At 71.3% G+C, this 19,441-nt stretch carries 18 protein-coding genes; 7 read left to right on the top strand and 11 right to left on the bottom strand.

From position 1 onward, the window contains the following. Nucleotides 1-92: 92 nt before the first annotated feature. The 4 genes from AB0H84_RS16375 to AB0H84_RS16390 form a co-directional block, all read right to left on the bottom strand. Nucleotides 93-887: an alpha/beta hydrolase gene (locus tag AB0H84_RS16375; RefSeq protein ID WP_357604017.1), complete on the bottom strand. Its 795-nt coding sequence runs from the start codon at nucleotides 885-887 to the stop codon at nucleotides 93-95. Nucleotides 888-1,244: 357 nt separating this feature from the next. Continuing rightward, nucleotides 1,245-2,261 carry a LacI family DNA-binding transcriptional regulator gene (locus tag AB0H84_RS16380; RefSeq protein ID WP_357604019.1) on the bottom strand — a complete coding sequence of 339 codons (1,017 nt, stop codon included), beginning with the start codon at nucleotides 2,259-2,261 and terminating at the stop codon, nucleotides 1,245-1,247. A 68-nt stretch (nucleotides 2,262-2,329) separates the two neighbouring features. Then, nucleotides 2,330-2,599, bottom strand: coding sequence for a sulfurtransferase TusA family protein (locus AB0H84_RS16385; RefSeq protein ID WP_357604021.1), 270 nt, complete (start codon nucleotides 2,597-2,599; stop codon nucleotides 2,330-2,332). A 22-nt stretch (nucleotides 2,600-2,621) separates the two neighbouring features. Further along, complete coding sequence (locus AB0H84_RS16390; protein ID WP_357604022.1) at nucleotides 2,622-3,224, bottom strand: TetR family transcriptional regulator; 603 nt, start codon at nucleotides 3,222-3,224, stop codon at nucleotides 2,622-2,624. Nucleotides 3,225-3,288: 64 nt separating this feature from the next. Here AB0H84_RS16390 and AB0H84_RS16395 point away from each other — a divergent pair, with 64 nt between their 5' ends. Both AB0H84_RS16395 and AB0H84_RS16400 read left to right on the top strand, forming a co-directional pair. Further along, on the top strand, nucleotides 3,289-4,536 hold the full coding sequence (locus AB0H84_RS16395) for an NAD(P)/FAD-dependent oxidoreductase (RefSeq protein WP_357604024.1): 1,248 nt from the start codon (nucleotides 3,289-3,291) through the stop codon (nucleotides 4,534-4,536). Between the two features lie 83 nt (nucleotides 4,537-4,619). After that, nucleotides 4,620-7,469 carry a BTAD domain-containing putative transcriptional regulator gene (locus AB0H84_RS16400; protein WP_357604026.1) on the top strand — a complete coding sequence of 950 codons (2,850 nt, stop codon included), beginning with the start codon at nucleotides 4,620-4,622 and terminating at the stop codon, nucleotides 7,467-7,469. Here the strand turns inward: AB0H84_RS16400 and AB0H84_RS16405 are convergent. The 3 genes from AB0H84_RS16405 to AB0H84_RS16415 are packed head-to-tail and all read right to left on the bottom strand — an operon-like array spanning nucleotide 7,391 to nucleotide 9,874. Next, nucleotides 7,391-8,710, bottom strand: coding sequence for an FAD-dependent monooxygenase (locus AB0H84_RS16405; protein ID WP_357604028.1), 1,320 nt, complete (start codon nucleotides 8,708-8,710; stop codon nucleotides 7,391-7,393). The two genes, AB0H84_RS16400 and AB0H84_RS16405, sit on opposite strands and share 79 nt — an antisense overlap. Before the next feature lie 47 nt (nucleotides 8,711-8,757). After that, nucleotides 8,758-9,642, bottom strand: a complete 885-nt coding sequence (locus AB0H84_RS16410; RefSeq protein ID WP_357604030.1) for a phosphotransferase — start codon at nucleotides 9,640-9,642, stop codon at nucleotides 8,758-8,760. A gap of 10 nt (nucleotides 9,643-9,652) precedes the next feature. Further along, the gene (locus AB0H84_RS16415; protein ID WP_357604032.1) at nucleotides 9,653-9,874 is read right to left on the bottom strand and encodes a hypothetical protein; all 222 of its coding nucleotides are present in this window, start codon (nucleotides 9,872-9,874) and stop codon (nucleotides 9,653-9,655) included. Nucleotides 9,875-9,926: 52 nt separating this feature from the next. Here AB0H84_RS16415 and AB0H84_RS16420 point away from each other — a divergent pair, with 52 nt between their 5' ends. The 4 genes from AB0H84_RS16420 (at nucleotide 9,927) to AB0H84_RS16435 (ending at nucleotide 13,821) form a co-directional block, all read left to right on the top strand. Further along, nucleotides 9,927-11,063: a sensor histidine kinase gene (locus tag AB0H84_RS16420; protein ID WP_357604034.1), complete on the top strand. Its 1,137-nt coding sequence runs from the start codon at nucleotides 9,927-9,929 to the stop codon at nucleotides 11,061-11,063. Beyond that, nucleotides 11,060-11,728, top strand: a complete 669-nt coding sequence (locus AB0H84_RS16425; protein ID WP_357604036.1) for a response regulator transcription factor — start codon at nucleotides 11,060-11,062, stop codon at nucleotides 11,726-11,728. Before AB0H84_RS16420 ends, AB0H84_RS16425 begins: the two co-directional genes overlap by 4 nt. Nucleotides 11,729-11,825: 97 nt before the next feature. Beyond that, nucleotides 11,826-13,070 carry a cytochrome ubiquinol oxidase subunit I gene (locus tag AB0H84_RS16430; protein WP_357604038.1) on the top strand — a complete coding sequence of 415 codons (1,245 nt, stop codon included), beginning with the start codon at nucleotides 11,826-11,828 and terminating at the stop codon, nucleotides 13,068-13,070. 10 nt (nucleotides 13,071-13,080) lie between these two features. Continuing rightward, nucleotides 13,081-13,821, top strand: a complete 741-nt coding sequence (locus AB0H84_RS16435; protein WP_357604039.1) for a cytochrome d ubiquinol oxidase subunit II — start codon at nucleotides 13,081-13,083, stop codon at nucleotides 13,819-13,821. 17 nt (nucleotides 13,822-13,838) lie between these two features. Here the strand turns inward: AB0H84_RS16435 and AB0H84_RS16440 are convergent, their stop codons facing one another. From AB0H84_RS16440 to AB0H84_RS16450, 3 genes are read right to left on the bottom strand one after another with little or no spacing between them, the layout of a single operon-like run. Next, nucleotides 13,839-15,587, bottom strand: coding sequence for a 5'-nucleotidase C-terminal domain-containing protein (locus AB0H84_RS16440; protein WP_357604041.1), 1,749 nt, complete (start codon nucleotides 15,585-15,587; stop codon nucleotides 13,839-13,841). A 25-nt stretch (nucleotides 15,588-15,612) separates the two neighbouring features. Further along, on the bottom strand, nucleotides 15,613-16,380 hold the full coding sequence (locus tag AB0H84_RS16445) for an alpha/beta hydrolase (protein ID WP_357604043.1): 768 nt from the start codon (nucleotides 16,378-16,380) through the stop codon (nucleotides 15,613-15,615). Nucleotide 16,381: 1 nt separating this feature from the next. Further along, nucleotides 16,382-17,116 carry an SDR family oxidoreductase gene (locus AB0H84_RS16450; protein ID WP_357604045.1) on the bottom strand — a complete coding sequence of 245 codons (735 nt, stop codon included), beginning with the start codon at nucleotides 17,114-17,116 and terminating at the stop codon, nucleotides 16,382-16,384. Between the two features lie 66 nt (nucleotides 17,117-17,182). Here AB0H84_RS16450 and AB0H84_RS16455 point away from each other — a divergent pair, with 66 nt between their 5' ends. Next, nucleotides 17,183-17,824, top strand: coding sequence for a TetR/AcrR family transcriptional regulator (locus AB0H84_RS16455; RefSeq protein ID WP_357604046.1), 642 nt, complete (start codon nucleotides 17,183-17,185; stop codon nucleotides 17,822-17,824). On the opposite strand, the gene AB0H84_RS16460 is transcribed toward AB0H84_RS16455, so the two are convergent. Next, nucleotides 17,777-19,438: an alpha-amylase family protein gene (locus AB0H84_RS16460; RefSeq protein WP_357604048.1), complete on the bottom strand. Its 1,662-nt coding sequence runs from the start codon at nucleotides 19,436-19,438 to the stop codon at nucleotides 17,777-17,779. The two genes, AB0H84_RS16455 and AB0H84_RS16460, sit on opposite strands and share 48 nt — an antisense overlap. Nucleotides 19,439-19,441: the final 3 nt, after the last annotated feature.

Consider the following 19,441-nt stretch of genomic DNA (forward strand, 5'->3'; position numbering starts at 1 on the left):
GCCGCTGCCGGTGCCGAGCCCCTCGACGACCTCGGCGGGGACCTCGAATCCCGTGGCCGTCTTGCCGCCCAGCTCGATCGTGGTGCGGAATCTCATCGGAAGAATCCCGCCAGCACGGGCGCCAGCGCGGCCGGCTTGACGACGTGGGTCTGGCCTTCGAGCGTGCGGTGCTCGGCATTGGGCAGCACCTCGGCCAGCGACCTGGCGGCGTTGCGGATCCACGTCTGGCTCTTGCCGCCGTCCATGACGAGCGTGGGGACCTTCACGGAGGCCCAGCTCCCCGCCGGGTACGGAGTGCTCTGCTCGTACGGGACCACGAACGCCGCGTCGTACGGGAGCGTGTGCGCCACGGCCTTGATCTTGGGCCAGGCGGGCATGAACCGCATCATGGCCACGACCACCGCCGGCAGGCCGACGCCCTTGCGCATGAAGTAGCGGATCACGTCGGCGCTGCGGCCCTCGGCCACCATCTCCTCGAGCCGGCGCTGGTAGTCGCCGGGGATGGGCGGGCGGCTGTCGTCGACGATGAACGGCGGCTCGTACAGCGCCAGCTTCTCGACCGGCAGCCCGCTCTCGACGGCCGCCAGCGCCACGGCGGCGCCCGACGAGATGCCGTACAGGCGGACCTCGTCGCCGGCCTCCGCGACCAGGGCGGCCAGGTCCTCGATCTCCCGCTCGGGGGCGAACGGCCTGGTGTCGCCGCTCTCTCCGCGGCCGCGCCGGTCGTAGGTGTAGACGGTGAAGCTCGTGGCCAGCGCGGTGGCGAGGCCGGTGTTGATGCTCTGGCCGCGATAGCTCATCGCGCCGTCCACGAGGATGACCGGCGGGCCCTGGCCTGCGCGGGTGTATGCGATGGCGGTGCCGTCCGCCGAGATGACCTTGCTCATGACGTCCTCCGTTTCCCTGGGATGAGGGTACGTGCCGACAAAAAAAATTGTCAAGGGGCGACCGGCAGCTCGGGTCACGGTTCGTGTCATTTCGTATCTCGTTTAGGTATAGGGGTACTCAGGCGGTCTGCCCCGAACTCCGTCATGGTTGGAGCCGTCCCGGCGCGGGGGACGCGGGGGCGGCTCCGGGGGGGCGTGCCGCGAAGGAGGGGACGGCACGTGCCGCGGGTCGGGATTCGGCGGTCTGCCAGCCGCCAGACTCCCGCCCGCGGCACGTGCCGGGACGCCCCCGCCCGCGCCGGGCACGGCAACAGCGCGCTGGACGGGCAGACCCGCCCGACCCTGGAAGGCGAAGATCTACCTGCTGAGGTGAACCGGACCGGTGCTGCCGCGCGGCGTGAGCACCGCCGCCTGGTCCTCGTACGGGGGCACGCTCTCGCCCGCGATCAGCGCCAGCAGCCGCTGGGCGGCGTGCGCGCCGTACGCCGGGATGTCGCGGGTGAGCGCCGTCAGCGGCGGCCGGACGACCTGGGCCAGCGGCGAGTCGTCCCAGGCCACGATGGACAGGTCGCGCGGCACCTCCACCCGCATCTCCTGGGCGACGGACAGGCCCGCCACGGCCATGATGTCGTTGTCGTAGACGATCGCCGTGGGGCGGTGGGGAGAGCTGAGCAGCCGCCTGGTGGCCCTGGCGCCCTCGTCTCCGGTGTAGTCGGTGTGCACGGTGACGTGCTCGGCCACGCCCTCGCACGCCTGGGCGAACGCCTGGTCGCGGACGGTCGTGTGCACCAGCTCGGGCAGCCCGGCCACCCGCGCGATGCGGCGGTGGCCCAGCGCCACCAGGTAGCCGACGGTCTCGCGCACCGCCTCGCCGTCGTCGGACCAGATGGCCGACAGCGAGCCCGACTCCGAGGGGTGGCCGATGACCACGACCGGCATGCCGAGCCGCTCCAGCTCGCTCACCCGCGTGTCGGAATAGTGCAGGTCGACGAGGAACACGCCGTCGATCCGGCTCTCACCCCACCAGCGGCGGTAGACCTCGCTCTCCTGCTCGTGGCCCGTGACGACCTGGAGCAGCAGCGCGTAGGAGCGGTCGGCGAGCACGCCCTCGATGCCGCTGATCAGCTCCATGAAGAACGGCTCGACGCCCAGGATGCGCGCGGGACGGCAGAGCGCGAGGCCGACGCAGTTGGCCCTGGCGCCGTTGAGAGCCCGCGCCGCGCTGTTGGGCTGCCAGCCGATCTCCTCGGCGATGGCCACGATCCTGGCGCGCGTCGCCGCCGACACGCCGGGCTGCCCGTTGAGCGCGTAGGAGACCGCCACTTTGGACACCCCGGCCCGGCTGGCGATGTCGGCGATCGTGGGTCGCTTCACGGTCTCCCTCTCTGAACCGGATAACCCTCATACTCTAGGCCACCCCCTCCGGTAAGGGAATTAACCGCTTAAGCCGCGTGCCAGGGCCTGGCTTCGTCGGTCTCCTTCGCCGCGCCGGCCACGCGCAGCGCGTACGTGGGCCGCTCCGCCCCCGGCACCGGCCCGAGGTAGGTGTGCCCGGTCAGGTGGCACCAGGCGGGCAGGTCGACGGGCGCGGCGGGATCGGAGGCGATCAGGTGGATCACGGCTCCGGGACCGGCCGTGCGCACGTGCCCGCGCAGCTCGATGAGCAGCTGCACGCAGAGCTTGTCGCCGCCGTCGACCACTAGATCAGGCATACACCCAGGAAACCACCAGATCTCATGAACCGGGAACGTTCCGCAGACAGCCCACCAGCTTCTCGATCTCCCGCGCGTAGTGCTCGGCGAACTCCGGCGAGGCCGGGTCCAGGCCCCAGACGGCCCGGACGAGCTGGGGGAAGGAGATGCCCGCCGACGCCATGGAGAAGAGCGCCACCAGCACGGCCGCGGGGTCGAGATCCGCGGGGAACTCGCCGTCCTGCTGGCGTTGCCGCAGGTGCTCGACGTCCCTGCGCACTTCCTCCTGGAACGCCGGGTCGGGCGGAACGTCGTCGCTGAGGCTCTCCCAGAGCATGAGCCTGCCGTAGTCGCGGCGCTCGGCGTTGCCCCGCACGTATCCGGCGGCCAGGGCGCCGAGCGAGGCCGAGCGGTCGGCGAACGCGCTCTCCTCCGCCTGCCAGCGCGTGGTCAGGGCCTGGTACAGACCCTCCTTGCCGCCGAAATAGTAGGAGATCAGCTGCTTGTTGATCCCGGCCCGGGTGGCGATCTCACTGACCCGCGCCCCCGCGAACCCCTTGGCCGCGAACTCCTCCAGCGCGGCCTGGAGGATGCGGGCCTTGGTGCGCTCGGGATCGCGCTGCTTCTCCTCCGGTGCTCGTCTCATGAGGCTCAGTTTATCACCCATCCGGATGGTTGACAGAATCATCCTTATGGCTGATTGTGGAGCCATGACACGGAACATCGCGATCATCGGTGGCGGCATCGGCGGGCTCTGCCTGGCCCAGGGGCTGCGCAAGGCGGGCCTCGACGTGACCGTCTACGAGCGGGACAGGACCCCGGCGGACCGGCTGCAGGGCTACCGCGTGCACATCGACCCGAACGGCGCCCGGGCGCTGCACGACTGCCTGCCCCCGCAGCTGTGGCGGGCCTTCCTCGACACGGCCGGGCAGAGCGGCCAGGACTTCGGCTTCGTCACCGAGCGGCTGGAGCTGCTCACACTGATCGAAACGCCCAAGGCGGCCGACCCGGCCGACGACCATCACTCGGTCAGCCGCATCACGCTCAGGCAGGTCCTGCTGTCGGGGCTCGACGACGTCGTGCGGTTCGGGAAGTCGTACGAGAGGTACGAGCGGCTCCCCGACGGGCGGGTCGAGCTGTTCTTCGCGGACGGCACCAGCGAGACCGCGGACCTCGTGGTCGGCGCGGACGGCGGGAACTCGCGGGTGCGCAGGCAGTACCTGCCGCACGCCGAGCGGGTGGAGACCGGGATCACGACCGTGGCCGGCAAGTTCCCGCTGACCGAGGAGACCAGGAAGCTCGTGGCCCCGCGGCTGACGGACGGGCCGAACACCGTCATCCCGCCCAAGAGCATGGGGCTGTTCACCGCGCCGCACGACCTGGGCGACGGCGTCGCGTACGGCGGGATCGGCGTGACGGAGCAGGAGGGCGCGCTGATGGACAACACCAGCAGCTACATACTGTGGGCGTTCGGAGCGGCCGGCGCCGGGTTCCCTGCCGACATCTCCGAAATGTCGGGTGAGCAACTCAAAGCCACCGTGGCACGGATGATCAGGTCCTGGCACCCCGACCTGCGCAGGCTGGTCGACATGTCGCACCCCGACACGGTCAGCCTGCTGCCGATCCGTACCTCCGTCCCGATCGACCCCTGGCCCGCCACCAACATCACCCTGCTCGGGGACGCCATCCACAGCATGACCCCGATGCGCGGCATCGGCGCGAACACCGCGCTACGCGACGCCCGCCTGCTCTGCCGGGCGCTCACGGGTGGCGGCTCGATCGAGGCCGTCGCGGAGTACGAGGCCCAGATGCGCGAGTACGGCTTCGGCGCGGTCCGCGACTCGCTGCGGGCGGCCGAGCAGTTCGTCGGCGACAGCCGGATGGCGCGGGTGGGGTTCAAGACCTTCCTCCGGCTGACGCACCGCTTCCCCTCGCTGAAGGCCAGGGCGTTCTCCTGACCAGCCGGTCGCCCGGCGACCGCTCCCCCACAGGCCGGGACCGAGGGTCGTACTGTGGAGGCGGCGCGCGAGGGGAGGACGGGGTGCGGGTCGGGATCCTGGGGCCGCTTCAGGTGGCCGGGAGCGAGGTCGCCGGTGCCCGGGTGCGGGTGCTGCTGGTGCGGCTGGCGCTGGACCCCGGCCGCGTCGTGACCGCCGACCGGCTGATCGACGACCTGTGGCCGGACGAGCCGCCCGCCCACCCCATGGCGGCGCTGCAGTCGCTGGTCTCCAGGGCCCGCAGGGAGGCCCCCGGCCTGATCACCTCCCATCCGGCCGGATACGTGCTCGACGTGCCGCCGGACGAGGTGGACGCGTGGGCGTTCGAGCGGCTCGTACGGGCCGGTGACGTGCACAGGGCGCTGGCGCTGTGGCGGGGCACGGCCCTGGCGGACGCGTACGAGCTGCCCTTCGCCGAGGCCCCGGCGGCCCGCCTGGAGGAGCTGCGCCTCACCGCCCTGGCCACGAGGATCGCCACCGACCTCGCAGCCACCACCCCCAAGGCCGAGCTGGTGGCCGAGCTGGAGGAGCTGGTCGCCGCCCATCCGTTACGCGAGCCGTTCCACGCCCTGCTCATCCGCGCGCTGACCGCGAACGGGCGGCGGGCCGAGGCACTCGGCCTCTTCGAACGGACCAGGGCCGCCCTGGCCGGCGAGCTGGGCGTCGATCCCGGGCCCGAGCTGCGGGAAGCCCACCTCGAAGCGCTGAAGGACCAGGAGCCGAGGAGCAACCTGCCCGCCCGGCTCACCAGCTTCGTCGGCCGGTCGGAGGACGTCTCCCGGCTGACCGCGCTCCTCGACCGGGCCAGACTGGTCACGCTCGTCGGACCCGGCGGGGCGGGCAAGACCCGGCTGGCCGTGGAGGTGGCGGCGGGCCTGGCGGTGCCGGACGGCGTGTGGCTGGTGGAGCTGGCCGCCGCCACCGACGTACGGGCCGCCATGGAGAGCGCGCTGAGGACGACCGACCTCGCCAGGGCCCTGCGCGGCAGCGCTCCCCTGATCGTGCTGGACAACTGCGAGCACGTGATCGAGGAGGCCGCCCGGATCGCGCAGTGGCTGCTGTCCGAGGCGGGAGGGCTGCGGATCCTCGCCACCAGCAGAGAGCCGCTCGACATCCCGGGCGAGGCGCTGCACCAGGTGCTGCCGCTGCCGGCGGAGAAGGCGGCCGAGCTGTTCATGGACCGGGCCGTCGCCGCCAGGGCCGACGTCCGGCTGAGGCGGGAGGAGGCCGTGCGGATCTGCCGCGAGCTCGACGGCATCCCGCTGGCCATCGAGCTGGCCGCCGCACGCCTGCGCACGATGCCGGTGTCCGTGCTGGTCGAGCAGCTCGGCGACCGGCTGGCCTTCCCCGGCGGCCGTACGTCCGAGCCGCGCCACCGCACGCTGGGCGCGGTCATCGACTGGAGCTGGAACCTGCTCTCCGAGCGCGAGCGCGAGCTGCTCCGCGGCCTGACGGTCTTCTCCGGCGGGGCCACGTACGAGGCGATCTCCCGCGTGTGCGGCGGCGACCTCGACCTGCTCTCCTCGCTGGTGGACAAGTCGCTCATCCAGCTCTCCGGCGACCGCTACACGATGCTGGAGATCATCAGGCAGTACGCCGCCGCCGACCTCCCCGAGCTCCGTCTGGCCCACGCCCGCCACTACACCGGGCTGGCCGAGAGCGCGGAGCCGCACCTGCGGACCGGCGACCAGCTCAGGTGGCTGGCCGTGCTGGACGCCGAGCGGGGCAACCTGGACGCGGCGCTGCGCCACACCGACGACCCGCTCAGGCTGATCCTGCCGCTCTTCTGGCCGTGGACCCTGCGGAACAGGCACCGCGAGATCCGGCAGCAGGCCGAGGCGGTGCTGCGCAGGGTGGGAGACGTGCCGCCGCCGGGCCGGGAGGTGGCGCACGGGATCTGCCGGGTGGTCATGGGGGCCGAGCCCACCCGGGCGGTGCTGGAGTCGGACCATCCGGCCGCGCTCAACTCCTGGGCGATGGGGTTGATCAGCGGAGGCGCGCCGCCCGCCGACCTGGTGAGCCGCACCGATCGGGCCGCGGAGCGGCTGCGCGACCATCCCGACCTGTGGACCAGGTCGGCGGCGCTGCTGATCGCGGGCATCGTGCGGTTCGAGTACGGAGCGGTGGCCGGGGCCGAGGACCTGCTGAGGCCGGCGCTCGAGGGGCTGAGGCGCACCGGCGACCGGTGGGGGCAGTGGGCCGGCCTCTTCTGGCTCTCGCTGGCCGCCGAGAACCGCGGAGACCACGCCGCGGCGGTCGCCCTGGCCGAGGAGCCGGAGCGGCTGGCCGCCGAGCTGACGGGGCCCGACACCTCGATGGGGGTGATGACGTTCCTGCTACGGCTCGGGCAGCTCAAGGGACGCGCGGGTGACCACGCCGGAGCCGCCGCCGCGCTGGAGCGGGCGTGGGCCGCGGCCGTCAGGTCCGAGGACCGGGCGATCGTGGCCAGGGTCATGCATGCCAGGGCCGAGCTGGCCCGGCGTACGGGCCGCCCGGAGGAGGCCGCCCGGCTGCTGGAGTCGGCGCTCGCGCTCGACGTCGAGCTGCCCGCGCAGGCCAGGGCGCTCATGTACGTCGAGCTCGCCAGGGTGGGCGCGCCCCGGGAGCCGCTGCGCCGGGCGCTGGAGCTGATGGTCACGTGCTCCGACAGCACCGCGCGGGCGACCGTGCTGGAGGGCGTGGCCGAGCATCTGGAGCCGGAGGCCGCGGCCGAGCTGCTCGGCGCGGCGCGGGCGCTGCGCGGGATCGGCGAGTCCGCCGATCCCCACGTCAACCAGCTGGCGGCGCGGTGCCGGGCCGCGCTGGGCGAGGACGGCTACCGCGCGGCGTCGCAGCGGGGCGCCACGATGCCGAATCCCGAGAGGTACGCGCTGAGCCCGCTCTCGTCCCCGTGATAGCCGATGTAGCCGTCGGGGCGGACCAGGATGACGCCCTCCTGGCCGTCGAGCGGCGGCAGCACCTTGAACGGGTACTCCGCCGCGGTCTCAGCCAGCAGCAGGAAGCCGGTGCCCCGCTGCTCCTCGAAGAGGGTGCCGAGCCGGTCGCCGCCGCGCTCCCCCACGGACAGCGGGCTGCCGAGGTAGGCCAGGCCGAGCTGGTTGGTGTCGTCCCCGCGCCTGCTCTGCTTCTCCCTGTACAGGCGGGTGCTGAGGCCCAGCACGTGCTCCGCCACCGCCATCCGCTCGTCCTCGTACGTCTCGAGCAGCGCCTCGGAGCCGATGGCCAGCTTCCAGCCCAGGTTGTAGGCGTCCTGCACGCCGGTGTTGAGCCCCTGGCCGCCCGCCGGGGTGTGCACGTGGGCCGCGTCCCCGGCCAGGAAGACCCGGCCGACCCTGAACCGCTCGGCCATGCGGATGTTGACCCGGTACTCGGAGCGCCACAGGACCTCGTCGATCCGCACGTGCGGGGCGTGCTCGGCGACGAGCCCGATCAGGTCGTGGTCGTCGCCGGTGTACGGGGCGACGAGCTGGAAGACGTCGGTGTTCGGCAGCGGGCAGATGGTGAAGTGGACGGTCTGCTCCGCCACCGAACCCCAGACGTGCCAGTGCTCCCGGTCCAGGTCGCCCGTCCTGATGTCGGCCAGCAGCATGCGCTCGCTCTCGTACGTCTCCCCTGCGAAGCCGACGCCGAGCTGCTTGCGTACGGTGCTGCGGCCGCCGTCCGCCCCGACCAGGTAGGCGCAGCCGACGCGCTCGCCCGTGCTCAGGTGGGCCGTCACACCCTCGTCGTCCTGCTCGAACCCGGTCAGCTCGACCCCGAACTCCACCTGATGCCCCAGCTCGGCCAGCCGGTCGCGGAGGATCTGCTCGGTCCGCCACTGCGGCTGCATGATCAGGTTGGGGTACGGCACGCCTTCCGACGCCTCGCGGATCTCGTCCATGCGCCCTTCCCAGACGACCTGGTCGCCCTGGTAGCTGCGCAGGCTCGGGTACGGCCGGCCGGTGGCGAGGATCTCGTCGATCACGCCGAGGTCGTCGAAGACCTCCAGCGTGCGCGGCTGCAGCCCCTTGCCGCGGACGCCGGTGGGCGGCTGCGGAGATCTTTCCACGATGCGGAGGTCGACGCCCCTGCGGGCCAGCTCGATGGCCAGAGTCAGTCCCGTCGGCCCGGAGCCGACGATCAGCGTGTTCGTCATGGCGATGACGATGCACGGGGGCGCTGCCAGATCTCTGTCAGCCGCTTTCAGGGGCGCAGCCGATGGAACAGCGCCACGCGGGCGCGGTGGTACTCGAGGTCCTCCTCGTCGTGCCGCACCCCCGCACGCACCGCCTTGTGGAAATAGGCGTACTCCCTGCGGAGCTTGTGCCTGATGAGCTGCGCCAGCGCCTCCTCCTCCAGCTCTCCGGCGGTGCCGCCCGCCTCGTGGTACGCGTCCACGAACTCCTTGCTCGGCCCGAGCTCGTCATCCCCCCACTCGAGGGCGGCGGCGGCCAGCTCGACCTCCGGGGCGCCGACGAACGTCTCGTCCCAGTCGAGCACCGCGACGATGCCGCCGTCCCTGGCCAGGGTGTTGCCGGTGTAGTAGTCGCCGTGGAGCGGGTGGCGCAGCGGGTGCCGGGCGTGGAACTCCGCCAGCCAGCGGTCCAGCGCGGGATCGTCGAGGTCGGGCGCGTCCTGCGGCTTCTCGCCGTACAGACCGGACTCCTGGAAGGCGGGTACGGGGCGGGGTGCCGGGCGGGACGTGGCCAGCGACCCGTGCAGCCTGGCCAGCAGCCGCGCCCCCGCCACGCGCTGCTCCGGCACGTCGGAGTCGGGCCAGACGCCCTCGACGTACGGCCAGAGGGAGATCGGGCGGCCCGTCACCGTGATGACCGTCGCCCCGCCGGCCGTGGGAACGGGGGCGACGGCCTCCGGGAGGGTCGTGGCGGCGTGCCGGGCTATCGCGTGACACCACTCGGACTCGGCGGCGGCGCGCCCCGCGGGGCCGATGCGGACGACGTGGCCGTCGAGCCGGTAGGCGGCGGACTCCTCACCGCCGTGCAGGCGCTCGCCGTCACCCGTGATCCCCCACGTCGAGGCCACGGCCTCGCGGATCTCCGGGGTCAGCGGGGTCTTCGCGTAGATCATCCTGACAAGCCTACGTGACCCCTTCTTGCTGGAGGCGCTGCTGCAGCGCGTCGCGGCGGCGCTCGAGCTGGGCTATCAGCTCTTCCTGCTCGTCCGCCTGGCTGATCATGGCCGAGATCTCCACCTGGTCGGTCGCGCCTATGTCCCGGATCTGGTTGCGAACGTCCTTGTTCTCGGCCTTCAACCGGACCAGGTCCTCTTCGACCTGCTGCAGTTCGTCCTTTGTGGTCATTTACCTGCTCTACCCAGATGCGTCCCTCCGATTACCCCCCACAATAGGAGGCATGCGAAGGCCCTCCACCAGCACGATCGTGTCACTGGTCGTGATCGTGGCGACGCTGGCCGGCGTGGCCGTGACGTACGCGCTCCGGGGGACCGAGCAGCCCAACGGCTTCGACCTGGTGCTGCCGATCGTCGGCTGCGGCGCGCTGCTGCTGCGGGAGCGCTACCCCGTCGCGGCGCTGATCCTGGTGATGGTGGTCGTCGCCGTGTACTACAGGTTCGCGGGCCTCGACGGGCCGCTCGCCGTCCTGCCGTTCGTCACCCTCTACACCGCGGCCGACCGGGGCCACCTCACCGCGGCCATCGCCGTCGGGGCGGCGTCGGTGCTGGGCATGGGGATCGGTGAGAGCGGCGGCGTCCGGCACGTGGACAACAGCCTGTTCCTCATGATCGCCGGCTGGGAGGTCGCCGCCATCGCGTTCGGCGGCGTCACCCGCAACCGCCGCGCCTACCTGCGGGCGGTCGAGCAGCGTGCGCTCGAGGCCGAGCACAGCAAGGAAGAGGAGGCCAGGCGGCGGGCGAGCGAGGAGCGGCTGCGGATCGCGCGCGAGCTGCACGACGTGCTCGGGCACAACATCTCCATGATGAACGTGCAGGCCGCGGCGGCGCTGCACGGCATGAGAAAGCGGCCGGAGGACGCCGAGACGGCGCTCCGGACGATCAAGGACACCAGCAAGGAGACGCTGCGCGAGCTGCGTACCACCCTGGGCGTGCTGCGCCAGGTGGACGAGGACGCCCCGACCAGGCCGGCCGACAGCCTGGCGCGGGTCGACGCGCTGGTCGCGGCGTCGGGGCTGGAGGTGCGTACGGAGCTGTCCGGGCCGCTCGACGCCGTGCCGGCGGAGGTGGACCTGGCCGCCGTCCGGATCATCAGCGAGTCGCTGACGAACGTCTCCCGCCATTCCGGCACGACCCAGGCCACGCTCACGATCAACAACGCTTCCGGAAATATCATGATCTGCGTGGAGGATGACGGGCCGGGTGCCACGTACGACGAAGGCAGCGGCTTCGGCCTGCAGGGCATGCGCGAGCGCGCCACCGCGCTCGGCGGCACCCTGGAGGCCGGCCCCCGCGCCGAGGGCGGCTTCCGCGTCGTCGCCCACCTGCCACTGGACCAGCCATCGAATGGGGCCGGATGATCCGCGTACTGCTCGCCGACGACCAGACCCTGGTACGGGCCGGGTTCCGGTCCATACTCAGCGACGAGGACGACTTCGAGGTCGTCGCCGAGGCCGCCAACGGCGCGGCGGCCGTGGCCGCGGCGCGCGAGCACCGGCCCGACGTGGTGCTCATGGACATCCGGATGCCCGAGCTCGACGGCCTGGAGGCCACCCGCCGGATCACCGCCGACGTCCGGCTCGAGGGCGTCAAGGTGATCATCCTGACCACGTTCGACCTGGACGACTACGTGTACGCCGCGCTGCAGGCCGGCGCGAGCGGCTTCCTGGTGAAGGACACCGAGCCGGCCGAGCTGATCCACGCGGTCAGGGTCGTGGCCAGGGGTGACGCGCTGATCGCGCCGTCGATCACGCGGCGGCTGATCGCCGAGTTCGCGGGCCGGGTCAAGCGCCCCGAGCCCGGCCCGGAGCTGAACGCGCTCACCGAGCGCGAGCGCGAGGTCATGGCGCTGGTGGCCGGCGGCCTGTCGAACGACGAGATCGCGGCCCGGCTCGTGCTCAGCCCCGCGACGGCGAAGACGCACGTCAGCCGCATCATGACCAAGCTGTCGGTCCGCGACAGGGCGCAGCTCGTGATCATCGCGTACGAGGCCGGCATGATCGTCCCGGGCTGGGTTACGCCCTGAGTCGTACGCCGGGCGATCTTCGTGCGACCGGAGATGTACGGCAGGTTGCCGCCCGGGCATGACGCGGTAGGCGTAGCCGTACCGGGAACCTCTGACCATGGACACCGTGGATCTGGCCCGCCTGCAGTTCGCGCTCACGGCGGGAGCGCACTTCCTCTTCGTGGCGCTGACGCTCGGCCTGGCTACGCTGGTCGCCGCCATCCAGACCAGGGCGACCTTCAGCCGCGACCCCGTGCACCTGAGGATGACGCGCTTCTGGGGCCAGCTCTACATCATCAACTACGCGATGGGCATCGTCACCGGGCTGGTGATGGAGTTCCAGCTCGGGCTGTCGTGGAGCGGGCTCACGGAGTACGCCGGGAACGTCTTCGGGTCGGCGCTGGCCATCGAGACGCTGGTGGCGTTCTTCGTCGAGTCCACGTTCCTGGGGCTGTGGATCTTCGGCTGGGACCGGCTGAACCGGTGGGCGCACCTCGCGCTGATCTGGGTCGTGACGCTGACCGCGTACGCGTCGGCGTTCTGGATCATGGTCGCGAACGGCTTCCTGCAGCACCCGGCCGGTCACGTGGTGGACGGCGGCGTGCTGCGGCTGGTGGACTTCGGGGCGATGGTGGCCAACCCGGCGGCGCTGATCGCGTTCGGCCACATCATGGGCGGCGCGATGATCACCGGCGGGTTCTTCCTGGCCGGGGTGAGCGCGTACCACCTCCGTAAGCGCACCGCCGAGCAGGACTTCTTCCGCAAGTCGCTGCGGATCGGGATCGGGGTGGCGGTGCCCGCGCTGTTCGTCACCGTGACGTTCGGCGGGCTCGGGTTCCAGACCCTGCAGCCGACCAAGGCGGCGGCGTGGTCGGGCTCGCCCGCCGAGATCGCCGAGCTCCAGGCGCAGATGGCGGCCGCCCACGGCCCCGGCGACTACATGCCGCCGGTGGGCCCCGTGCACGGCGCGGGCATCACGATGATGATGCTCTGGCTGGTGATGACGGTGGTCGCCTCGCTCAGCGGGCTGCTCGTGCTCTTCCGCCCGGTCGTGCGCGGGTTCCGGCTGTGGCACTGGCTGCTGACCCTGATGATCCCGGTCCCGTTCGTGACCATGCTGTCCGGCTGGATCTTCCGCGAGCTGGGCCGCCAGCCGTGGGCCGTGTACGGGCTGCTGAAGACGGCCGACGCGATGTCACCGGTGTCCGCGGCCCAGATGCGCTTCTCCCTCACCGCCTTCGCCACGGTGTTCGCCGTGCTGATCGCGATCAACTACTGGCTCCTGGCCAGGCACGCCCGCCGCGGGCCCGCCGCCGCGGCGCTGGGCGCCACCGCTCCCGCTGTCCCCGCTCTGAGCTTCTGAGGAGCCCGTCATGGAGATCTTCATTCTGGCCTTCTTCACGCTCGGCTACCTCGTGCTGGCCGGGGCCGACATCGGGGTCGGCATGGCGCTGCCGTACCTGGGCAGGTCGGCCGGCGAGCGGCGGGAGGTGATCGCCGCCATCGCACCCTTCTTCCTGGGCAACGAGGTCTGGCTGGTGGCCACGGCAGGCGTGCTCGCGGGGCTCTTCCCCGAGCTGGAGGGCACGCTGCTGAGTGGCAACTACTCCCTGGTGGTGACGTTGATCCTGTCGTGGATCGTCCGCGACATGGGCCTGTGGCTGCGTGGACGGGTGCCGGGGCCGCGGTGGCAGGCGTTCTGGGACGGCGCGATCGTGGCCGGGAGCTGGGGGCTGGCTCTGAGCTGGGGTCTGCTCCTCAGCCACGTGCTGCTCGGCATCCGCGGCCCGATCGCCGCGCTGCCCGCCCTGGTGGTGGCCGCCCTGTTCGCCACGCACGGGCTGGCCTTCGCGGCGCTGCGGCTGCGCGGGACCATGCGGGAGCGGGCGGCCGTGCTGTCGGGCGGGGCGGGCGAGGCCCGCACCTACGCGCTGACGGCCGGCGCGCTGGTGGCCGTGGGGGTGCTGGCGGGCCTCCGGCTGCCGCTGCACCCCGGCACGTCGGGCGCCCTGCTGGTGCCGGTCATCCTGACCCTGATCCCGCTGCTGGTGGCCGCGCAGGGCTGGGTGTGGTGGACGTTCAGGCACCGGGTCACGGGACCTTCCTACCTCTGACCCGGTGCCCGCACGCCTCAGAAGACCGGCACGCCGTCCCTGGTCAGCTTCCAGTTCTGGACGGCGAAGTCGCCCGGGTCGACGGTGGCCTTGGCGGTGGCGTAGTCGATCAGCGCCTGGCGGATCTCCACCTGCGCGTTGTAGAGCACCGGGGCGTTCGTGACGTGCGGGAAGCCGCCGCCGCCCGACTGCCGGTAGTTGTTGATCGCGACCACGAACTCCTTGTCGGCCGGGACCGGGGCGCCGTCATAGGCGAGGTTGGCGATCCGCTGCCCGACCGGCTTGGAGATGTCGATGTCGTACGACACCCCGGAGAGCTGGTCGTAGTTGTAGTCGGGGGTGTTGCCGGCGTTCGTCAGCTTGGTCACGTCCACCGGGGCACCGGGGGCGAGCTGGTTGAAGTACTTGGCGGAGTACTCCAGATAGTCCTTGATCTGCGCGCCGGTCAGCTTGATCGCCAGCAGCGTGTTGTCGTAGACGTACAGGCCGGCCACGTCCCTGACCCGGATGTCACCGGCGGGGAAGACGGCGGTGCGGCTGAACGGCGCGGCGATCGACAGCACCGGCAGCGTGTTGCCCGGCAGCGCCTGCTTGACCGTCTCCACCTGCACGTGCTGGATGTAGTCGAGGATCGCCGTGTCCTTGTACGGCGACTCGGCGGCCGACAGCTCCTGCGACGACTTGGCCACGACCTTGTTCACGTAACCGACGGTCGCGTCGTGCTGGGGCTTGAGCAGCTGGACGATCCTGGGGTCCTCGGCGACCGTGTTCGTGTTGATCGTGGTGGCGGACTTGCCGGTGACCACCCACCTGCCGTGCTCCTTGGCGAGCTGGAAGTCCAGCCTCGACAGGCGCTGGCCCCACTTGCCGGGCTCGGTCAGCAGCACCTGCCGCCCCGTCACCTTGTTCGTGACGAACCGCTGGGGCACGTCGTTGTGCGCGTGGCCGAACAGCACCGCGTCGATGCCCGGCACCTGCTCGGCCACCATCGCGGAGGCGTTCTCGACCGGCAGGTCGCCGCCGTAGGAGGACATGCCGTTGTCGCCCGCGTGCGCGGTCACCACGACCACGTCCGCGCCGAGCCCGCGGATGACCGGCACCCACTTCTTCGCCGACTCGACCAGGTCGGTGAAGCGGAGCCTGCCCTCGACGTTCGCCTTGTCCCAGATGGCCACGCCGGGGTTGGTCAGCCCGAGCACGCCGACCTTGATCGGCTTCTCGCCGTCGACCTTCATGGTCTTGATCACGAACGGCCGGTACGCGGGCAGCCCGCTCTTGTCGTAGACCGCGTTCGCGCCGAGCACCGGCGCCCTCATCTGCTTGATCCAGGTGGCCAGCAGCGGCAGACCGTAGTTGAACTCGTGGTTCCCCAGCGTCACCGCGTCGTACCCGATGGCGTTCATGGCCTTGGCCATGGGGTGGATCTGGCCGGTCTGCGTGATCGGCTCGACCTTGGCGTAGTAGTACGCCAGCGGGGTGCCCTGGATGGTGTCACCCGAGTCGAACAGCAGCGTGTGGTCCGCCCCGCGCTCGGCCCGGATCCGGTTGACCAGGGAGGACACCTTGGCCAGCCCGACGCTGTTGCCCGCGCTGTCGGCGTAGGCCGTGTCCTTGTAGTAGTCCCAGTTGAGCCCGTTGCTGTGGATGTCGGACGTGCCCATGACCGTGACGGTGACCGAGGCGGCACCGGCTTGCGCGGGGGGCGCCACCAGGGCCAGCGCGCACAGCGCGACGGCCCCGGTGAGGGCGAGCTTCTTGGTCTGCATGAGATGGCAGAGTAATCAGGACGAATCACTCGTTGGTCACGCGGGTGACGAACTCCCGGATCAGCTTCGTGACCTCGGCCGGCCGCTCGTGCAGGACGACATGGCCGCTGTCCAGCTCGGCGTACGCGCTGCCGGGCAGCGCCGCGTGCAGCGCGCGGGCGTGCTCCACCGGGACCAGGTAGTCCTGGGTGTTGCCGATGACCAGCGTGGGAGCGGTGACCTTCGGCAGCAGGTCCCTGATGTCGAGGCGGAGATCCAGCTCGATCTGCCGGAGCGTCCCGTGCGGGGGCTCGCCGGCCATGAGGGCCTCGGCGCCGGCCGCGCTCACGTACCCGGGGCTGAACGCCATCAGCGGCCCGTACGCGGCGAAGCTCTCCGGGTCGGTGGCCGCCAGCCTGGCCCAGGTCCGCAGGCCGAGGTTGAGCCGGGAGTCCTCCGCGTGCGTCCAGCCGGCGATCAGCACCAGGCGCCGGACCAGCTCCGGATGCTCGGCCGCGACCGCGACGGCCACGGCCGCGCCCAGCGAGAAGCCGACGAGGTCGGACGGGCCCTCGAAGGTGGCCGCGACCTGTCCGGCGAGCAGGTCGAGGGTGAGGTCGCCGCCCGGGTCCGCGGTCCGGCCGCTGCCCGCGTAGTCGGGGGTGATGACGGTGCGGATGTCGGCGAGGCCGGGCACGAGGTGGGCGTAGTTGGTGACGGCGTCGCCGCCGGTGCCGTGCACCATGACCAGGCCGGGGCCGCTGCCCGCCCGGCGGTAGTGGACCTGGCCCGAGCTGTGGGTGATCGTCGGCATCTCAGAGGTTCCCTCCGCCGGTGGCGTCGATGGTGCTGCCGGTGATGAAGCTCGCCTCCGGCGAGGCGACGAACGCGACCGCGTTCGCGATCTCGTCCACCTGGCCGATCCGGTTGAGCGCGTGCCTGCTCGCCGCGTACGCCTCGGCCTCCGGGTTGCCGCGCAGCCAGCCTGCGTTGACGTCGGTGTCGATGATGCCGGGCGCGACGTTGTTGACCGTGATGCCGCGCGGGCCCAGCTCCTTGGCCAGCGCCAGCGTGAACACCTGCACCGCGCCCTTGGTCATCGAGTACGCGATGCTCTCCGGGAAGGCGATGCGGACCACGCCCGAGGTGATGTTGACGATCCTGCCGCCGTCGGGGATCAGCGGCAGCAGCTGCTGGGTGAGGAAGAACAGCCCTTTGACGTTGACCGCGAACAACCGGTCGTAAGCCTCCGGCGTCTCCTCCGCGATGGAGCTGGACCTGCCGATGCCCGCGTTGTTGACCAGCACGTCGAGGACGTCCGTCGCACCTCTCATCCGCTCCGCGAGCCGGCGCACGTCCTCCTGCCGTCCCAGGTCGGCCTGGACGGCGAACGCGCTGCCGCCGTCCTGCTCGATCAGGCCCACGACCTCCTTGGCGGCCGTCTCGTCCGCGACGTAGTTGACGGCCACCCGGAAGCCGTCCCTGGCCAGGCGCAGCGCGATAGCACGGCCGATCCCCCGGCCGGCTCCCGTCACTAGGGCTGTTTTCATCCCTCGCATCCTTTCTTTAACGATCGCTACAGAACAATAACATAGCAATCGCTATAGAATGTGGCCATGGCCAGACAGCGGGCGTTCGACAGAGAGGTGGCGCTGGAGCGGGCGCTGCTCACGTTCTGGCGGCACGGCTACGAGGCGACCTCGGTCGCCGAGCTGACCGCCGCCATGGGGATCAGACCGCCCAGCCTGTACGCGGCCTTCGGGGACAAGCGCCGGCTCTTCGAGGAGGCGGTGCGGCGCTACCAGGAGACGTACGGGGCCTTCACGTCACGGGCGCTCGCGGAGGAGCCGACGGGGCGCGCGGCCGTCGAGCGCGTGCTGCGGGAGTCGGCCGCCGAGTACGCGAGCGACTCGCACCCGGCGGGATGCCTGATCATCACGGCCGCGGTGAACTGCGGGCCCGAGTCGGCCGAGGTTCAGGGGCTGCTGCGGGAGTTCAGGGAGGCGGCCAAGGCGGCGCTCAAGGAGCGGATCGACGGTGACGTGGCGGCCGGGCGGCTCCCGGCGGACACGGACACGGCCGGGCTGGCGACGTTCTACGCGGCGGTGATCCAGGGCATGTCCACCCAGTCCCGCGACGGCGCCTCCCACGCCGCCCTCCTGCACATCGCCGAACTGGCCATGTCCGCCTGGCCCGCCTCCCGATCGGGGTCACAGGGACTTGACCGAGGCGTCCTCCGGGGCGACCTCGGGGCGTGAGGCGCGGAACCAGCGGCAGCCGTGGGGGTCCAGCGGGACCCGTACCGCGCCGTCCGCCGAGACCTCCAGCGTGCCGTCCACCAGGAGGTCCGTCAGGAGCTGACCCTCCAGCCCCTCCAGGGTCAGGTCCACGTCCACGGCCGTGTCGCACAGGTTGTGCGTGACCACCACCGTGGCCCCGTCGGCGTCGCAGCGGTGGGCGAGGACCGACGGCTGGTCGGTGTCCAGCACCGTGTGCTGGCCCCACGCCAGCTCGGGGCACTCGCGGTAGCGCTCGATCAGCAGCTGAAACCAGCGCAGCAGCGAGTTCACGTCCCGCTTCTGGTCGGCCACGTTGACCCGGTCGGGCGCGAAGGAGCCCTCCGGGATCTCGCGCACCGGCTCGGCCTGGGTGAAGCCGCCGTCCGCCGACCACTGCATGGGGATGCGGACCGCCATGCGGCCCTCCTCGTCGAGGTTCTCCCCCATGCCGATCTCCTCGCCGTAGAAGATCACGGGTGTGCCGGGCAGCGAGAACAGCAGGCTGTAGGCCATCTTGATGCGCCGCAGGTCGCCGCCGAGCATGGTCGGCAGGCGGCGGCGCAGGCCGCGGCCGTAGATCTGCATGTCCTTACGCGGCCCGAACGCATCGAAGATCTCCTGCCGCTCCTCCTCCGTGAGCTTGTCGAGGGTGAGCTCGTCGTGGTTGCGCAGGAACATGGCCCACTGGCAGTCCTTCGGCGGCTTGGGGCGCTCGCGCAGGGCGCGGGCGAGCGGCGTGGCGTCGCTGCGGGCCATCGACAGCCAGGCGTTCTGCATGCCGATGAAGTCGAAGCACATGGTGAGCTGGTCGCCGAGGCCCTCGCCGAAGTACGCGGGCAGGTCCTTGTACGGGACGTTGACCTCGCCGAGCAGGATCGACCCGCCCTTGCGCCGCGTCATGAACGCCCGCAGGTCCGCCAGGAACTCGTGCGGGTTGGCCAGCTGCGGGTTGACGTTCTCGATGAGGAACGGCACCGCGTCCACCCTGAACCCGGAGAGCCCGAGCTCCATCCAGAAGCCGAGGATGCGCGCGATCTCGTCCCTGACCTCGGGGTTGCCGACGTTCAGGTCCGGCTGGTGCCGGTAGAAGCTGTGCAGGTAGTACTGCCCCGACTTCTTGTCGTACTCCCAGACGCTCTTCTCCTTGTCGGGGAAGACGATCTGCGAGGGGTCGTCCGGCTCGGGGGTGTCGGACCACACGTACCAGTCGCGCATGGGCGAGTCCCTGCTCGACCTCGACTCGACGAACCAGGGGTGCTGGTCTGAGGTGTGGTTGACGACGAGGTCGGCGATCACCCGCAGGCCCCGGTCGTTGGCGGTACGCATGAACTCCACGAAGTCGCCCAGCGTGCCCAGGCGCGGGTCGATGTTGTAGAAGTCGGTGATGTCGTACCCGTCGTCCCGGTTGGGGGTCGGGAAGAACGGCATGAGCCAGAGGCACGTCACGCCGAGCCCCGCGAGGTAGTCGATCTGCTGCGTCAGACCGCGGAAGTCGCCCACGCCGTCGCCGTTGCCGTCTTTGAACGTCTCCACATCGAGGCAGTAGACGACGGCGTTCTTGTACCAGACGTCGGAGGTGTACGTCAGTCGCATGCG

This window comes from Nonomuraea sp. NPDC050786 (genome assembly GCF_040654115.1).
Classification (GTDB): domain Bacteria; phylum Actinomycetota; class Actinomycetes; order Streptosporangiales; family Streptosporangiaceae; genus Nonomuraea.

What these genes read in the sequence shown, in the direction of transcription:
- AB0H84_RS16375 (WP_357604017.1), bottom strand. Translation starts at nt 887, where the DNA reads ATGAGCAAGGTCATCTCGGCGGACGGCACCGCCATCGCATACACCCGC.
- AB0H84_RS16385 (WP_357604021.1), bottom strand. Translation starts at nt 2,599, where the DNA reads ATGCCTGATCTAGTGGTCGACGGCGGCGACAAGCTCTGCGTGCAGCTG.
- AB0H84_RS16390 (WP_357604022.1), bottom strand. Translation starts at nt 3,224, where the DNA reads ATGAGACGAGCACCGGAGGAGAAGCAGCGCGATCCCGAGCGCACCAAG.
- AB0H84_RS16395 (WP_357604024.1), top strand. Translation starts at nt 3,289, where the DNA reads ATGACACGGAACATCGCGATCATCGGTGGCGGCATCGGCGGGCTCTGC.
- AB0H84_RS16405 (WP_357604028.1), bottom strand. Translation starts at nt 8,710, where the DNA reads ATGACGAACACGCTGATCGTCGGCTCCGGGCCGACGGGACTGACTCTG.
- AB0H84_RS16410 (WP_357604030.1), bottom strand. Translation starts at nt 9,642, where the DNA reads ATGATCTACGCGAAGACCCCGCTGACCCCGGAGATCCGCGAGGCCGTG.
- AB0H84_RS16415 (WP_357604032.1), bottom strand. Translation starts at nt 9,874, where the DNA reads ATGACCACAAAGGACGAACTGCAGCAGGTCGAAGAGGACCTGGTCCGG.
- AB0H84_RS16420 (WP_357604034.1), top strand. Translation starts at nt 9,927, where the DNA reads ATGCGAAGGCCCTCCACCAGCACGATCGTGTCACTGGTCGTGATCGTG.
- AB0H84_RS16425 (WP_357604036.1), top strand. Translation starts at nt 11,060, where the DNA reads ATGATCCGCGTACTGCTCGCCGACGACCAGACCCTGGTACGGGCCGGG.
- AB0H84_RS16430 (WP_357604038.1), top strand. Translation starts at nt 11,826, where the DNA reads ATGGACACCGTGGATCTGGCCCGCCTGCAGTTCGCGCTCACGGCGGGA.
- AB0H84_RS16435 (WP_357604039.1), top strand. Translation starts at nt 13,081, where the DNA reads ATGGAGATCTTCATTCTGGCCTTCTTCACGCTCGGCTACCTCGTGCTG.
- AB0H84_RS16440 (WP_357604041.1), bottom strand. Translation starts at nt 15,587, where the DNA reads ATGCAGACCAAGAAGCTCGCCCTCACCGGGGCCGTCGCGCTGTGCGCG.
- AB0H84_RS16445 (WP_357604043.1), bottom strand. Translation starts at nt 16,380, where the DNA reads ATGCCGACGATCACCCACAGCTCGGGCCAGGTCCACTACCGCCGGGCG.
- AB0H84_RS16450 (WP_357604045.1), bottom strand. Translation starts at nt 17,116, where the DNA reads ATGAAAACAGCCCTAGTGACGGGAGCCGGCCGGGGGATCGGCCGTGCT.
- AB0H84_RS16455 (WP_357604046.1), top strand. Translation starts at nt 17,183, where the DNA reads ATGGCCAGACAGCGGGCGTTCGACAGAGAGGTGGCGCTGGAGCGGGCG.
- AB0H84_RS16460 (WP_357604048.1), bottom strand. Translation starts at nt 19,438, where the DNA reads ATGCGACTGACGTACACCTCCGACGTCTGGTACAAGAACGCCGTCGTC.